Here is a 17324-nt window from a genome sequence, read left to right on the forward strand (position 1 = left end):
GCGCCCCCGCCCGCCGGCCCGCGCGTCCGCCGGCACCCGGCCGCGCCCCCCGACCCCCGGGACAGACCCCCTGCTCCCTAGGGGTGCGGTAGGAGCTGTGCCCCGGGAACCGGCTGGTTAGCCTCGCCGAACGGTGTGGGCTATCCACGGTTCTTCTCGCCGAAGGTGAGCGCTTGATGATGAGTTCGTCCGGGGACTTCGGAGCATCCGTGCCGAGCGGCAGTGCCGGAACGGGCACCGGGGCGGGGCCGGAGCTGCGGTCGCGCCTGGCCGCCCTGCCGGCGCCCGAGGCGCAGCAGGTGCTCACCGGCCTGGTGACCGAGCTCGCCGCCGCCGCGCTGCGCCGCCCGGCCGACGAGCCGGTCGCCGCCCACGGCACCTTCTTCGAGACCGGCTTCGACTCGCTGACCGCGGTGGAGCTGCACAGCCGGCTGACCGCCGCGACCGGGCTCGCGCTCCCCGTGACGCTGGCGTTCGACTACCCGACGCCCGCCGCGCTCGCCCGCCACCTCTACGCCGAACTGCTCGGCCTCGCCCCGGAACGGGCCGACGGCGACACCGCCGAAGGACACGCCGACGAGCCGATCGCGATCGTCGGCATGGCCTGCCGCTTCCCCGGCGGGGTCGGCTCGGCCGACGACCTCTGGCACCTCGTGGAGTCGGGGACCGACGCGATCGGGGAGTTCCCGACCGACCGCGGATGGGACCTCGACGCGCTCTACTCCGCCGACCCCGACGAGCCGGGCACCAGCTACACCCGCCAGGGCGGATTCCTCTACGAAGCGGCCGGGTTCGACGCCGACTTCTTCGGGATCAACCCGCGCGAAGCGCTCGCCATGGACGCCCAGCAGCGCCTCGTCCTGGAGACCTCGTGGGAGGCGCTGGAGGGCGCCGGCATCCCGCCGGAGACGCTGCGCGAACAGCGCGTCGGCGTCTTCGTCGGCGCCGAGGCGCAGGAGTACGGGCCGCGGCTCCAGGACGCCACCGACGCCCTGGAGGGCTACCTGGTCACCGGCAACGCGGCGAGCGTCGCGTCCGGCCGCGTCTCCTACACCCTGGGCCTCCAGGGCCCGGCGCTCACCGTCGACACGGCCTGCTCGTCCTCGCTGGTCGCACTCCACCTGGCCGCGCAGGCGCTGCGCCAGGGCGAGTGCACCATGGCGCTCGCCGGCGGCGTCGCCGTGATGGCGAGCCCGGCGTCGTTCGTGGCGTTCTCCCGGCAGCGCGGCCTCGCCGCCGACGGCCGGTGCAAGCCGTTCGCGGCCGCGGCCGACGGGACCGCCTGGGCCGAGGGTGTCGGCATGCTGCTGGTCGAGCGGCTCTCCTCCGCGCAGGCCGCCGGCAGGCGGGTGCTCGCCGTGATCCGGGGCTCCGCCGTCAACCAGGACGGCGCGTCCAACGGACTCACCGCGCCGAACGGCCCGTCCCAGCAGCGGGTGATCCGGCAGGCCCTGGCCAACGCGCGGCTGGAGCCGACCGACGTCGACGCCGTCGAGGCGCACGGCACCGGTACCACGCTCGGCGACCCGATCGAGGCCCAGGCGCTGCTGGCCACCTACGGCCGCGACCGGGACGGGGCCGCACCGCTCTGGCTCGGCTCCCTGAAGTCGAACATCGGGCACGCCCAGGCCGCGGCCGGGGTGGGCGGCGTCATCAAGATGGTGCAGGCCTTCCGCCACGACCTGCTCCCGAAGACCCTGCACGTGGACGAGCCGACGCCGCACGTGGACTGGACCACGGGCGCCGTGCGGCTGCTCACCGAGGCCCAGGGGTGGCCCGAGACCGACCGGCCCCGGCGGGCGGCGGTCTCCTCGTTCGGCATGAGCGGCACCAACGCCCACCTGATCCTCGAAGCACCGCCGGCGCAGGACCCCGCGCCCGCGGCGGCCCCGGCGCCCGGCTCGGCCCCCGCACAGGGCGCACCGGACCGGGACGCCGCGGACCGGGACACCACGGACCGGGACGCCGCGGCGGCCCGGACGTTCGCGCTGCCGGTCTCGGGACGGACCCCGGAGGCGCTCGCCGGGCAGGCGGCACAGCTGCTGTCGCGGCTGGACGGGCCGGACGCCGGCCTCGCCGACCTGGGCCTGTCCCTGGCCACCACGCGCACCCACTTCGCCCACCGCGCCGTCGTCCTCGGCACGGACCGCGAGCAGCTGGCCGAGGGCCTCGCCGCGCTCGTCGCCGGGAACCCGTCCGCCCGGGTGGTCACCGGGACCGCCGCGGGCCGGGGCCGGACCGCCTTCCTGTTCACCGGCCAGGGCTCGCAGCGGACGGCGATGGGCCGTGAACTGTACGCCACCGAACCGGTGTTCGCCGCAGCCTTCGACGAGGCAGCCTGGTACCTCGACCTGCAACTCGACCGGCCGCTGGCCGACGCGCTCACCGACGGCGACCTGCTCGGCCGGACCGAGTACGCCCAGCCGGCGATCTTCGCAGTCGAGGTGGCCCTGTTCGCGCTGCTCCGGCACTGGGGTGTCACCCCGGACGTCCTGGTCGGCCACTCGATCGGCGAGATCGCGGCCGCCCACGCCGCCGGAGTGCTGTCGATCGCCGACGCCGCCGCCCTGGTCGGCGCACGCGGCCGGCTGATGCAGGAACTGCCGCCCGGCGGCGCGATGCTGGCCGTCCGCGCGACCGAGACCGACGTGCGCGCGGCGTTCCCGGAGATCGACGTCGCGGCGGTCAACGGACCGACCGCCGTCGTGCTCTCGGGAGCCGCGGGCGACATCGACCGGGCCGAGGCGGCGGCGACCGAGCTGGGCTGGAGGACCACCCGGCTGCGGACCGGCCACGCGTTCCACTCGCGGCTGATGGAACCGATGCTCGCCGAGTTCCGCCGTGTCCTGCGCTTCCTGACGTTCCACGAGCCGAAGCTGCCGGTCGTCTCCACCGTGACCGGACGGCCCGTCGAGCCGGGGCAGTGGAGCGACCCCGCGTACTGGGTCGAGCAGGTCCGCGAGCCGGTCCGCTTCGCCGACGCGCTGGCCGCGCTGGACGGTGTCACGGTGCACGTGGAGCTCGGGCCGGACGCCGTCCTCACCGCGCTCGCACAGCAGGCCGCCCCGGAGACGCTCTGCGTCCCGCTGCTGCGGCGCGACCGGGACGAAGCCGCCACCGCGGCCGCGGCCCTGGCCGCACTGCACGCCAACGGCACGGCGGTGGACTGGCCCGCCCTCTTCCCGCACGCCCGGGTGGTGGACCTGCCGACCTACGCGTTCCAGCGACAGCGCTTCTGGCTGGAGAGCGCTCCGGCGCGCTCCGGTCCGACCGACCCGACCGACCCGGGCGACGCCGGCTTCTGGGCCGCGGTCGACCGCGCCGACCTCCCCGCGCTCGCCGCGGAGCTCGGCGTCGACACCGCGGCCGTGGCCGAGGTCCTGCCGGCGCTCGCCTCCTGGCGGACCCGCAGCCGTGAACGCTCGCTCGTCGACGGCTGGCGGTACCGCGTCACGTGGCAGCCGGCGGCCGAGGCGGGCACCCCGGCCGTGGGCGTAGCGGCGACCGCGACGGCGGTGGCGGCGACCGAGGCCGGGAGGGCCGGCCTCACCGGCACCTGGGCACTCGTGGGCGACGACGCCCACGGCCTCGGCGCGCTGCTCGGGGAGCTCGGGGCGACCGTCGTGCCGCTGACCGACGCGGCGGCCGCGGCGGACCTCGACCTCACCGGCGTGGTGGCCTCACCGTCCTCCGTGGGCGAAGCACTGCGACACGTCCGGGCGCTGGCCGACACCGGCTGCCGCGCCCCGCTGTGGCTGGTGACGCGCGGCGCCGTCTCGACCGGCCGCTCGGACGGCGCCGTGGACGTCGACCAGGCCGCGCTGTGGGGCTTCGGCCGCGTCGTCGGCCTGGAGCACCCCGAGTTCTGGGGCGGACTGCTGGACCTGCCCGAGGCCGTCGACCCCCGTGCGGCGGCCCGGATCGCCGCCGTCCTCGGCGGCGCGCTGGGCACGGAGGACCAGATCGCGGTGCGCACCGGCGGCGTGCTGGTACGCCGGCTGGAACACGCGCCGGCGAGCACGGCGGCCCCCGCCTGGCGCCCGCGCGGCACGGTGCTGATCACCGGCGGCACGAGCGGCCTCGGGGCCGAGGTCGCCCGGTGGGCGGCCGACGGCGCCGAACGGCTGGTGCTGGTGTCACGGCGCGGAGCGCGGGCGCCCGGCGCGGCGGAGCTGCTGGCCGAGCTGCCGACCGCGGAGATCCACGCCTGCGACCTGGCCGACCGGTCCGCGGTCGAAGCCCTGCTGACGGCGGTCGGCCCGATCGACTCCGTCGTGCACGCGGCAGGCGTAGGCGAGGACGCGACGCTGGTCGAGGCCGACGACGCCCACCTGGACCGCGTGCTGTCCGGCAAGGTCGACGGGGCGTTGCACCTGGACGCGCTGGTCGGTACGCGACTCGACGCGTTCGTGGTCTTCTCCTCCATCTCCGGAGTCTGGGGCAGCCGCGGCCAGGCCGCGTACGCGGCGGCCAACGCCGCCCTGGACGCCCTCGTCACCCGCCGCCGCGCCCACGGACTGCCGGGCACCGCGATCGCCTGGGGCCCCTGGGCGCGGATCGGCATGGCCGCCGACCAGGGCGAGACCGAGCTGCTGCGCCGCCAGGGCCTCCTCCCGCTGGCGCCCGCCCAGGCGATCACCGCCCTGGCCGCCGCGGTAGGCGGCGGGGACGGCGCCGTCACCGTCGCCGACGTCCGTTGGGCCGAGTTCGTCCCGCTGTTCGCCTCGGCCCGCCCGCGCCCGCTGTTCGACGCTCTGCCCGAGGTCGCGGCGCCGACCGTCGGCGGCACCGTGTTCTCCACCCTGGGCCAGCGCCTCGCGGGCCTCGCCGCAGGGGAACGGGCGCGGTTCGTCGCGGACCTGGTGCGCACGCACGTCGCCGTGGTCCTGGGCCACACGTCCGACGAGGCGGTGGCGCTCGACCGCGCGTTCAAGGAGCTGGGCTTCGACTCGCTCACCGCCGTCGAGCTGCGCAACCGGCTGCAGGCCGCGACCGGCCTGGCGCTGCCGGCGACCCTGGTCTTCGACCACCCCAGCGTCGAGCGGCTGGCCACCCACCTCCTCGAAGAGCTCGGCGGCTCCGTCGACGCGGTCGACGCCGTCGGCGTCCCGCGGACGGCCGCGGCCGACGACGACCCGATCGTCGTGGTGGGGATGGCCTGCCGGTTCCCGGGCGGCGCGGACACCCCCGAGGCGTTCTGGAACCTCGTGGCCTCCGGCGCCGAGGCGATCGGCGGCTTCCCGACGGACCGCGGCTGGGACCTGGACGGCCTGTACCACCCCGACCCGGACCGCGCGGGCACCTCCTACGCCCGGGAGGGCGGATTCCTTTACGGCGCGGGCGAGTTCGACGCCGACCTGTTCGGGATCTCGCCGCGCGAGGCGCTCGCGACGGACCCGCAGCAGCGGTTGCTGCTGGAGACCACGTGGGAAGCGCTGGAGAGCGGCGGCTTCGACCCGACGGCTCTGCGCGGTGCCCAGATCGGCGTGTTCGCCGGCTCCAACGGCCAGGACTACGCCAGCCAGCGGCACGACGTCCCCACCGACCTGGAGGGGTACCTCGGCACCGGAACGGCCGGCAGCGTCGTCTCCGGGCGGCTCTCCTACACGTTCGGGCTCGAAGGCCCGGCGGTGACGGTGGACACGGCCTGCTCCTCGTCGCTGGTGGCCCTCCACCTGGCGGTGCAGGCGCTGCGGTCGGGCGAGTGCTCGATGGCCCTGGCCGGTGGTGTGACGGTGATGTCCACGCCGGACGCGTTCATCGACTTCTCCCGTCAGCGGGGACTCGCCCCGGACGGCCGGTGCAAGCCGTTCGGCGCAGGCGCCGACGGCACCGCCTGGGGCGAGGGTGTCGGCATGCTGCTCGTGGAGCGGTTGTCGTCGGCGCGGGCTGCGGGTCGTCGGGTGCTGGCGGTGGTGCGGGGTACGGCGGTCAATCAGGACGGTGCGTCGAACGGTCTGACGGCGCCGAACGGTCCGTCGCAGCAGCGGGTGATCCGGGCCGCGCTGGCGCAGGCGGGGTTGACCCCGCAGGACGTCGACGCGGTGGAGGCGCACGGCACGGGTACCGCCCTGGGTGACCCGATCGAGGCCCAGGCACTCCTGGCGACGTACGGTCAGGACCGTGACGGCGGCGGGCCGTTGTGGCTGGGGTCGGTGAAGTCCAACATCGGCCACACGCAGGCCGCGGCCGGTGTCGCGGGCATCATCAAGATGATTCTCGCGATGCGGCACGGTGTGCTGCCCGCGACGCTGAACGCCGACGAGCCGTCCCCGCACGTGGAGTGGGCGTCCGGCGCGGTGTCGCTGTTGACGGAGTCGCGTCCGTGGAGCGCCGGGGACCGGCCTCGTCGGGCGGGTGTGTCGGCGTTCGGTGTGAGCGGGACGAACGCGCACGTGATCGTGGAGGAGCCCCCGGCGGTCGAGCCCGCTGCCGTGGCGGCGGTGGAACTGCCTTTGGTGCCGGTGCTGTTGTCCGGCCGGACCCCGGACGCGCTGCGGGCCCAGGCCGAGCGACTGGGGGCGGTGGCGGGCGAGGACCTGCCCGGAATCGGCCTCGCGTCGCTCTCCCGTGGGGCATTGGCTCACCGGGCGGTGGTCCTCGCCGGTGGGACCGGTGAGTTGATCGGTGGCCTGGACGCGGTAGCTTCCGGGTCGGGTGGTCTGACGGGTGTTGCGGGTTCTGGTCGGGTGGCGTTCCTGTTCACGGGTCAGGGTGCGCAGCGTGCGTCGATGGGCCGGGGGTTGTACGAGGCGTTCCCGGTGTTCGCGGACGCGTTCGACCAGGTGGCGTTGCACGTGGATGCTCACTTGGACCGGCCGTTGGCGGAGGTGCTGGCGGACGAGGAGTTGATCCACCGGACGGGGTATGCGCAGCCGGCGTTGTTCGCGGTGGAGGTGGCGTTGCATGCGCTGCTGTCGCACTGGGGTGTGCGGGCGGATGTGCTGGTCGGTCACTCGATCGGTGAGATCGCTGCCGCGCATGTGGCCGGGGTGCTGTCGCTCGCGGACGCGGCCACGCTGGTCGCGGCGCGCGGCAGGTTGATGCAGGCACTTCCGGCGGGTGGGGCGATGCTCGCGGTGGGTGCTTCCGAGGCGGAGGTGCTGGCGGCGTTCCCGGCCGTGGACGTTGCGGTGGTGAACGGTCCTGGGGCGGTGGTGGTCGCGGGTCTGGAAGCAGAGATCGAGGCCGTTGCGGAGGCTGCGGGCGAGCGTGGTTGGAAGTCCAGCCGTCTGCGGACGAGTCACGCGTTCCATTCGCGGTTGATGGAGCCGATGTTGGAGGACTTCCGCGCCGTGGCGCGGTCCCTCTCCTTCGCTGAGCCTTCGGTCCCGGCGGTGTCGTCGGTGACAGGCCGCCCGGTCGGTGTCGGGCAGTGGTCGGACCCGGAGTACTGGGTCGACCAGGTCCGCAAGCCCGTCCGCTTCGCCGACGCACTCGACGCCCTCGACGGCGTCACCAGGTTCGTCGAGCTCGGCCCGGACGCGGTCCTGTCCGCGCTCGTCCAGCAGCCCGACGCCGTCACGGCGCCCCTGCTGCGCCGCGACCGTGACGAAGTCACCACCGCACTCACGGCGTTGGCGACCCTGCACGTCAACGGTGTCCCGGTCGACTGGTCGCCGTTGTTCACGGGCGTCCGACCGGTCGAGCTGCCGACCTACGCCTTCCAGCACCAGCGGTACTGGCTGGAGAGCCGGCCCGCGAAGGCGGTGGCCGCCGACCCCGTCGAGGCCGGGTTCTGGGCCACGGTGGAGCAGGGCGATCTGTCCGGCCTGTCCGCGCAGCTCGGCGTCCCGACCGCGTCGCTGGAGAACGTGCTGCCCGCGCTCGCGTCCTGGCGGGCACGGGGCCAGGAGCGGTCACTGATCGACGGCCTGCGCTACCGGGTCACCTGGAAGCCCGCCGACCTGCCGGCCGCAGAACCGGCCGGACGGTGGGCCGTGGTCGGGGACGACGTCCACGGGCTCGGTGAGGTGCTGAGCGGGCTCGGCGCCTCGGTGGTCCGGGTGCCGGCAGGGACCCGCGCCGAACTGGCCGCCCGGTTCGAAGAGCTCGACATCTCCGGCGTCGTGGCGTCGACGACCTCGCTCGGCGACGCGTCGGCGCTGGTTCAGGCCCTGACGGACGTGCGGAACGAGAGCCCGCTGTGGCTGGTGACGCGGGCCGCCGTGACGACCGGCCGTGCGGACAGCCCGGTCGACGTCGACCAGGCCGCGTTGTGGGGCTTCGGCCGGGTGGTCGGCCTGGAGCACCCGGAGTTCTGGGGCGGGCTGCTCGACCTGCCGCCGGTCGTCGACGCCCGTGCGGCCGCGCGGGTCGGTGCGGTGCTGGCCGGAGCGCTCGGCGCCGAGGACCAGGTCGCGGTGCGCGGCGGCGGGGTGGTCGTCCGGAGGCTGGAGCACGCCCCGGCGAGCACGGCGGCCCCCGCCTGGCGTCCGCGCGGGACGGTGCTGATCACCGGTGGCACGGGCGGCCTGGGCGCGGAGGTCGCGCGCTGGGCCGCGGCGAACGGCGCCGAGCGGCTGGTGCTGGTGTCGCGGCGCGGAGCCCGGGCGCCCGGTGCGGCGGAGCTGCTGGCCGAGCTGCCGAACGCCGAGGTGCACGCCTGCGATCTGGCCGACGGGGCCGAGGTGGAGGCCCTGCTGGCCGTCGTCGGCGACGTCGACGCGGTGGTGCACGCGGCGGGCGTCGCTGCCGACGTGCCGCTGCGCGACGCCGACGAGGCGCACTTCCGCGCCGTGCTGTCCGGCAAGGTCGACGGTGCGTTGCACCTGGACGCGCTGGTCGGTACGCGTCTCGACGCGTTCGTGGTGTTCTCGTCGATCTCCGGTGTCTGGGGCAGCGGTGACCAGGCCGCGTACGGGGCGGCGAACGCGGCCCTGGACGGCCTGATCGCCAGGCGGCGCGCGCACGGGCTCCCGGGAACGGCCGTGGCCTGGGGGCCGTGGGCCGAGATCGGCATGGCCGCGGACGACGAGGTCGCGACCCAGCTCCGGCGTCGCGGCCTCGTGCCGCTCGACCCGCGACTGGCGGTGGCCGCACTGGCCGGCGCGGTGAACGGCGACGAGGCCGCACTGACGATCGCCGAGGTCCGGTGGGACGCGTTCGTCCCGGTGTTCGCGGCGACGCGGGCCCGTCCGCTGTTCGACGGTCTGCCCGAGGTGGAGGCGGCGCCGGCCGTCGGCGGCACGGTGTTCTCCACGTTGGCGCAGCGGCTGGCGGGCCTCGCCGCAGGGGAGCGGGAGCGCCTGGTCGGCGAGGTCGTGCGGTCGCACGTCGCCGCCGTGCTGGGTCACACCTCGGCCGAGGGACTGGAACCGGGGCGGGCGTTCAAGGAGCTCGGCTTCGACTCGCTGACGGCGGTGGAGCTCCGGAACCGCCTCCAGGGAGCGACCGGACTGGTGCTCGCGGCGACGCTGGTGTTCGACTACCCGAGCGTCGAGCGGCTGGCGGCCCACCTGCTGGGCGAGCTGAGCGGCTCGGTGGACGCGGTGCTGGCGCCTGTGGGCACGGTGGCCGCAGGCGACGACGATCCGATCGTCATCGTGGGCATGGGCCTGCGGCTCCCCGGCGGGGCGGACACCCCGGAAGCGTTCTGGGAGCTGGTCGCCTCCGGTCGCGACGGGATCGGGGCGTTCCCGACCGACCGTGGCTGGGACCTGGACGGCCTGTACCACCCCGACCCGGACCACGCCGGCACCACGTACACCCGCGAGGGCGGATTCCTCTACGAGGCACCGGAGTTCGACGCCGACCTGTTCGGGATCTCGCCGCGTGAGGCGCTGGCGATGGATCCGCAGCAGCGGCTTCTGCTGGAAACCGCGTGGGAGGCGTTCGAGCGGGCCGGGATCGATCCGTCGTCGCTCCGCGGCGAGCAGGTCGGCGTGTTCGCCGGTGCCAACAGCATCGACTACGCAGACCTGGCGGCGGGGCTCCCGGACGAGCTGGAAGGCCACCTCCTGACCGGAACGGCCGGCAGCGTCGTCTCCGGGCGGCTCTCCTACACGTTCGGGCTCGAAGGCCCGGCGGTGACCATCGACACGGCGTGCTCGTCGTCGCTGGTGGCGTTGCACCTGGCCGCACAGGCACTGCGGTCGGGTGAGTGCTCGATGGCGCTGGCCGGCGGTGTGGCCGTGATGTCGGGCCCGGAGACCTTCGTTCAGTTCTCGCGCCAGCGGGGCCTCGCGCCCGACGGCCGGTGCAAGCCGTTCGGCGCGGGTGCCGACGGGACGGGCTGGTCCGAGGGTGTCGGCATGCTGCTGGTCGAGCGGTTGTCGTCGGCGCGGGCTGCGGGTCGTCGGGTGCTGGCGGTGGTGCGGGGTACGGCGGTCAATCAGGACGGTGCGTCGAACGGTCTGACGGCGCCGAACGGTCCGTCGCAGCAGCGGGTGATCCGGGCGGCGCTGGCGCAGGCGGGCCTGTCGGCGTCTGACGTGGACGCGGTGGAGGCGCACGGCACAGGTACGGCGCTGGGTGACCCGATCGAGGCTCAGGCCCTCCTGGCGACGTACGGTCAGGACCGTGACGGCGGCGAGCCGTTGTGGCTGGGGTCGGTGAAGTCCAACATCGGGCACACGCAGGCCGCGGCCGGTGTCGCGGGCATCATCAAGATGATTCTCGCGATGCGGCACGGTGTGCTGCCCGCGACGCTGAACGCCGACGAGCCGTCCCCGCACGTGGAGTGGGCGTCCGGCGCCGTCGAGCTGCTGACGGAGTCCCGGCCGTGGAGCGCCGGGGACCGCCCGCGCCGGGCCGGCATCTCGTCGTTCGGCATGAGCGGCACGAACGCGCACGTGATCCTGGAGGAGCCCCCGGCGATCGAGCCCGTGTCCGCGCCGGTGCCGACGCGGTTGCCGATCGTGCCGGTGGTGCTCTCCGGTCACACCTCCGAGGCTCTGCGGGCTCAGGCCGCGCGCATGTTGGCCTCCGCCGGAGAAGGCGGGGACCCGGCGGTGGCGCTCGGCGCGGCCTCGATCCGGCGTGCCGCGCTGGCCCATCGCGCGGTGGTGCTCGCCGGTGACACCGAGGGGTTGATGACCGGGCTGGGCGCGGTAGCTTCCGGGTCGGGTGGTCTGACGGGTGTTGCGGGTTCTGGTCGGGTGGCGTTCCTGTTCACGGGTCAGGGTGCGCAGCGTGCGTCGATGGGCCGGGGGTTGTACGAGGCGTTCCCGGTGTTCGCGGACGCGTTCGACCAGGTGGCGTTGCACGTGGATGCCGATCTGGACCGGCCGTTGGCGGAGGTGTTGGCGGACGAGGAGTTGATCCACCGGACGGGGTATGCGCAGCCGGCGTTGTTCGCGGTGGAGGTGGCGTTGCATGCGCTGCTCACGCACTGGGGTGTGCGGGCAGACGTGCTGGTGGGGCATTCGATCGGTGAGGTTGCTGCCGCTCATGTGGCGGGGGTGCTGTCCCTGTCGGACGCGGCCACGCTGGTCGCGGCCCGGGGCCGACTGATGCAGGCCCTTCCGTCGGGTGGGGCGATGCTCGCGGTGGGTGCTTCCGAGGCGGACGTCCTTGCCGCGTTCCCGGACGTGGACGTCGCGGTGGTGAATGGTCCTGGGGCCGTGGTGGTCGCGGGTCTGGAGGCCGAGATCGAGGCCGTTGCGGAGGCTGCGGGCGAGCGTGGTTGGAAGTCCAGCCGTCTGCGGACGAGCCACGCGTTCCATTCGCGGTTGATGGAGCCGATGTTGGAGGACTTCCGCGCGGTGGTGCGTGGGTTGTCTTTCGCCGAGCCTTCGGTCCCGGCGGTGTCGTCGGTGACGGGTCGTCAGGTCGGTGTCGGGCAGTGGTCGGACCCGGAGTACTGGGTGGACCAGGTCCGCAAGCCCGTTCGCTTCGCCGATGCCCTCGACGCCCTTGACGGCGTCACCAGGTTCGTCGAACTCGGCCCGGACGCGGTCCTGTCCGCGCTCGTCCAGCAGCCCGACGCCGTCACCGCGCCCCTGCTGCGCCGCGACCGCGACGAAGTCACCACCGCACTGACGGCACTTGCGACCCTGCACGTCAACGGTGTCCCGGTCGACTGGTCGCCGTTGTTCACGGGCGTCCGACCGGCCGAGCTGCCGACCTACGCCTTCCAGCGACGGCGGTACTGGCCCGACGAGGCGCCCGTCGGCCGGACCTCCGGGCCGGACCGCGAGGACGCCGACTTCTGGGCCACCGTCGAGCGCGGTGACCTGCGGACCTTGGCCGACCAGCTGGGCGTCACGGCGACGGCACTTGAGAGCCTCGTTCCGGCGCTGGCCACCTGGCGGGCACAGGGCCGGGAACGGTCGTTGGTCGACGGCTGGCGGTACCGGGTCGACTGGGAGCCGGCGACCGTGTCCGCCGAAGCCAGGCTCGACGGTGCCTGGGCGGTGGTCGGCGAGGACGTCCACGGCCTTGCCGAGGTGCTGGCGGCACTGGGCGCTTCAGTGCTGAAGGTGACCGGCCGGGAGCAGTTGGCGGGTCTGGACGTCACGGGTCTCGTCGCGTCGCCGACGTCCCTGGCCGATGCGCTCGACCTGGTCCGGACGCTGGTGGACACCGGGTGCAGGACGCCGCTGTGGTTCGTGACCCGGAACGCGTTGGTCACCGGACCGGCGGACGGCGTTGGAGAGATCGACCAGGCGCAGCTGTGGGGCTTCGGCCGGGCGGTGGCGCTGGAGCACCCCGGGATATGGGGCGGTCTGCTCGATCTGCCGGTCGAGTTGGACCGCCGGGCGGCGGGTCGTGTCGCTGCCGTCCTGGGTGGTGCGCTGGGTGCGGAGGATCAGGTCGCGGTGCGCGGCGGTGGCGTGCTCGTCCGTCGTCTCGTTCACGCGCCGGTGGGTTCCGGGTCGGTCTGGAAGCCTCGGGGCACGGTGTTGATCGCTGGTGGGACGGGTGGTCTGGGCGTCGAGGTGGCGCGGTGGGCGGCGGCGAACGGTGCGGAGCGGTTGGTGTTGCTCTCCCGGCGTGGATCTCAGGCGCCGGGGGCGGCGGAGTTGTTGGCGGAGCTGCCGATGGCGGAGATCCATGCGTGTGATCTGGCGGATCGGTCCGCGGTGGAGGCGTTGCTGGCCGTGGTCGGTCGGGTCGACGCGGTCGTGCATGCGGCCGGTGTGGCCGAGGACGTGTCACTCGTGGACGCGGACGAGGCGCATCTGGACCGGGTGATCCGGGGCAAGGTCGACGGGGCGTTGCATTTGGACGCGTTGGTCGGTACGGATCTTGACGCGTTCGTGGTGTTCTCGTCGATCTCGGGTGTCTGGGGCAGCGGGGAGCAGGCGGCGTACGGGGCGGCGAACGCGGCGTTGGACGCGCTGGTGGCGCGGCGTCGCGCGCAGGGTCTGCCGGGTACCGCCGTCGCCTGGGGTCCGTGGGCCCGGGTCGGCATGGCGGCGGACGACGAGACGGCCGCGCAGCTGCGCCGGCGGGGTCTGAGCCCGATGGATCCCGCTCGGGCGCTGGCCGCGTTGGCGTCGGCCGTCGGCTCGGGCGAGGCGGCCGTCACCGTTGCGGACGTCCGCTGGGCGGACTTCCTGCCGCTGTTCACTGCCGTTCGCGAGCGGCCGCTGTTCACCAGGCTGGCCCCCGCCATGACGGGAGGTCCCGTGCCGGAGGAGACCGGTCTGGCCGCACGGCTCGCCGGCCTGTCGGCGGTGGAGCGGCACCGGGCGGTGCTGGACCTGGTGCGGGCCGAGGTGGCCGTGGTGCTCGGCCATGCGTCGGCCGGGGCGGTCGAGGCGTCGCGGGCGTTCAAGGATCTGGGCTTCGACTCGCTGACGGCCGTCGAGCTGCGGAACCGGTTGCAGGCCGCGACCGGACTGGTGCTTCCCGCGACGCTGGTCTTCGACTACCCGGACGCCGAGCGGCTCGCCGCCTTCGTGCTGGGACGTTTCGCTCCGGGCACCTTCGTTTCGGACGCGACCGTCGCGGCAGCCGTCGCGCCTGCCGGCGACGACCCGGTGGTGATCGTGGGGATGGGTCTGCGGTTGCCGGGTGGTGCGGGGACGCCCGAGGAGTTTTGGGATCTGGTCGCGTCCGGGAGGGACGGGATCGGGGCGTTCCCGACGGATCGTGGGTGGGATCTGGAGGGGTTGTACCACCCGGATCCGGAGCATGCGGGGACGTTCTACGCCCGGGAGGGCGGGTTCCTGTACGGGGCGGGGGACTTCGACGCCGACCTGTTCGGGATCTCGCCGCGTGAGGCGCTGGCGATGGATCCGCAGCAGCGCCTGTTGCTGGAGACGTCGTGGGAGACGCTGGAGGCGGCGGGTGCCGATCCGCTGGGCCTGCGGGGCGAGCCGGTGGGCGTGTTCGTCGGTGCCTCGTTCATGGGGTACGGCTCCGGACCGGTCGAGGCCTCCGACGGTGTGGAGGGGCATCTGCTGACGGGTACGGCTTCGTCGGTGATGTCGGGGCGGATCTCGTACACGTTCGGGCTCGAAGGCCCTGCGGTGACGGTGGACACGGCGTGCTCGTCGTCGCTGGTGGCGTTGCATCTGGCCGCGCAGGCACTGCGGTCGGGTGAGTGCTCGATGGCGCTGGTCGGCGGCGTCACCGTGATGCCGAACCCGGATGTGTTCGTGGAGTTCTCGCGTCAGCGCGGACTTGCTGCCGACGGCCGGTGCAAGTCGTTCGGTGCGGACGCGGACGGGACGGGCTGGTCCGAGGGCGTCGGCATGCTGCTCGTCGAGCGGTTGTCGTCCGCGCGAGCGGCCGGTCGCCAGGTCCTGGCGGTGGTCCGGGGCACGGCGGTGAACCAGGACGGTGCGTCGAACGGTCTGACGGCGCCGAACGGTCCGTCGCAGCAGCGGGTGATCCGGGCGGCGTTGGCGCAGGCGGGGTTGAACCCGCAGGATGTCGACGCCGTCGAGGCGCACGGCACCGGCACGACGCTCGGTGACCCGATCGAGGCCCAGGCCCTCCTGGCGACGTACGGTCAGGACCGTGACGGCGGCGACCCGCTCTGGCTCGGGTCGGTGAAGTCCAACATCGGTCACACCCAAGCCGCCGCCGGTGTCGCCGGCATCATCAAGATGGTCCTGGCGATGCGGCACGGGACCCTGCCCGCGACGCTCCACGCCGACGAGCGTTCCCCGCACGTGGATTGGGCTTCCGGCGCGGTGTCGCTGTTGACGGAGTCGCGGCCCTGGAGCGCCGGGGACCGGCCTCGTCGGGCGGGTGTGTCGGCCTTCGGCGTCAGCGGCACCAACGCGCACGTGATCGTGGAGGAGCCCCCGACGGTCGAGTCCGCCGCGGTGGCCGCGGTGGAACTGCCGCTGGCTCCGGTGCTGTTGTCCGGTGCGGACGAGGCGTCCCTGCGTGCTCAGGCTCAACAGCTGATCGACAGCGCCGGGGTGGGCGCTGCTCGCCCGGTGGAACTCGGCGCCGCCTCGATCCGCCGTGCCGCGCTGGCCCATCGGGCGGTGGTGCTCGCCGGTGACACCGAGGGGTTGACGACCGGGCTGGGCGCGGTAGCTTCCGGTGCGGGTGGCTTGACCGGTACGGCGGGTTCTGGTCAGGTGGCGTTCCTGTTCACGGGTCAGGGTGCGCAGCGTGCGTCGATGGGCCGGGGGTTGTACGAGACCTTCCCGGTGTTCGCGGACGCGTTCGATCAGGTGGCGTTGCACCTGGATGCCCATCTGGACCGGCCGTTGGCGGAGGTGTTGGCGGACGAGGAGCTGATCCACCGCACCGGCTACGCCCAGCCCTCCCTGTTCGCGGTGGAGGTGGCGTTGCACGCGCTCCTCGCCCACTGGGGTGTGCGGCCGGATGTTCTGGTGGGGCACTCGATCGGTGAGATCGCTGCCGCGCACGTGGCCGGGGTGCTGTCCCTCGGGGACGCCGCCACGCTGGTCGCGGCACGCGGCCGACTGATGCAGGCCCTTCCGGCCGGTGGGGCGATGCTCGCCGTCGGAGCCTCCGAGGCGGACGTCCTTGCCGCGTTCCCGGACGTGGACGTCGCCGTGGTGAACGGCCCTGCGGCGGTGGTGGTCGCGGGTCTGGAAGCCGAGATCGACGCCGTCGCGGAGGCGGCGGGCCGGCGGGGTTGGAAGTCCAGCCGCCTGCGGACCAGTCACGCGTTCCATTCGCGGTTGATGGAGCCGATGTTGGAGGACTTCCGCGCCGTGGTGCGTGGGTTGTCCTTCGCCGAGCCTTCGGTCCCGGCGGTGTCCTCCGTGACAGGCCGCCCGGTCGGTGTCGGGCAGTGGTCGGACCCGGAGTACTGGGTGGACCAGGTCCGCAAGCCCGTCCGCTTCGCCGACGCCCTCGACGCCCTCGACGGCGTCACCAGGTTCGTCGAACTCGGCCCGGACGGCGTCCTGTCCGCGCTCGTCCAGCAGCCCGACGCCGTCACCGCGCCGCTGCTGCGCCGCGACCGCGACGAAGTCACCACCGCACTCACGGCGTTGGCGACCTTGCACGTCAACGGTGTCCCGGTCGACTGGGCGCCCTTCTTCACCGGCGTCCGACCGGCCGAGCTGCCGACCTACGCCTTCCAGCACCAGCGGTACTGGCTGGAGAGCCGCGCCCAAGCGCCGGCCGTGGCCGCCGACGAGGCGTTCTGGGACCCGATCGACCGTGGCGACACCGCCGGACTCGCCTCCAGGCTCGGTGTCCCGGTCACCACCCTGGAACCGCTCGTTCCCGCGCTGGCGTCCTGGCGGGCCCGCGGTCGGGAGCGCTCGCTGATCGACGGGTGGCGTCACCGTGTCACCTGGAAGCCCGTCACCGACCTGGCCGAGGCGGCGCCCCGTGGCCGCTGGGCGATCGTTGGTGACGAGGCGTCCGTGCGCGTCGAAGCGTCCGAGTTCGCCGAGGCGCTGACCGCGCTCGGCGCCGACGCCGTGGTCGTACCGCTCGGCGACCGCGCCGACCTGGCCACGCGGCTGCGTGAGCTGGAGCCCGCAGGCATCCTCGTGCTCCCGGCCGTGTCCCTCGCGGGCGCACTGGCCGTCGTCCAGGCATCGGCCGAGGTCGAGGGCGGTGCGCCGCTGTGGTTGGCGACCCGGGGCGCGGTGTCCGTCGGCCGGGCGGACGGCGCGCCGAACGCCTTGCAGGCGGCGAAGTGGGGCCTGGGCCGTGTGGTCGGCCTCGAACACCCGGAGCTCCTGGGCGGACTGCTGGACCTGCCGGAGACCCTCGACGCCAGGGCGGTCGCCCGGCTCGGTCCGGTGCTGGCCGGTGCGCTCGGCCCCGAGGACCAGGTGGCGGTTCGCAGCAGCGGTGTTCTGGTCCGGCGTCTGGTGGCCGCCCCGGCGACCGGCGGAGCCACCTGGCGTCCGCGCGGCACCGTGCTGATCGCCGGAGGCACCGGCGGGCTCGGCGCCCAGGTCGCCCGATGGGCGGCCGCGAAC

At 74.3% G+C, this 17324-nt stretch carries 1 protein-coding gene (running past one end of the window); it reads left to right on the top strand.

What is annotated here, in order from left to right:
* Positions 1–176 precede the first annotated feature (176 nt).
* Positions 177–17324: the 5' portion of a type I polyketide synthase gene (locus tag ABZY91_RS25440; RefSeq protein WP_355405384.1), read on the top strand. Its footprint extends 24030 nt past the window's final position; 17148 of the gene's 41178 nt are visible here — the first part of the coding sequence; its start codon is at positions 177–179; its stop codon lies off the right edge, out of view.

The sequence above is a fragment of the Kitasatospora sp. NPDC002965 genome (assembly GCF_040611255.1).
Taxonomy (GTDB): domain Bacteria; phylum Actinomycetota; class Actinomycetes; order Streptomycetales; family Streptomycetaceae; genus Kitasatospora.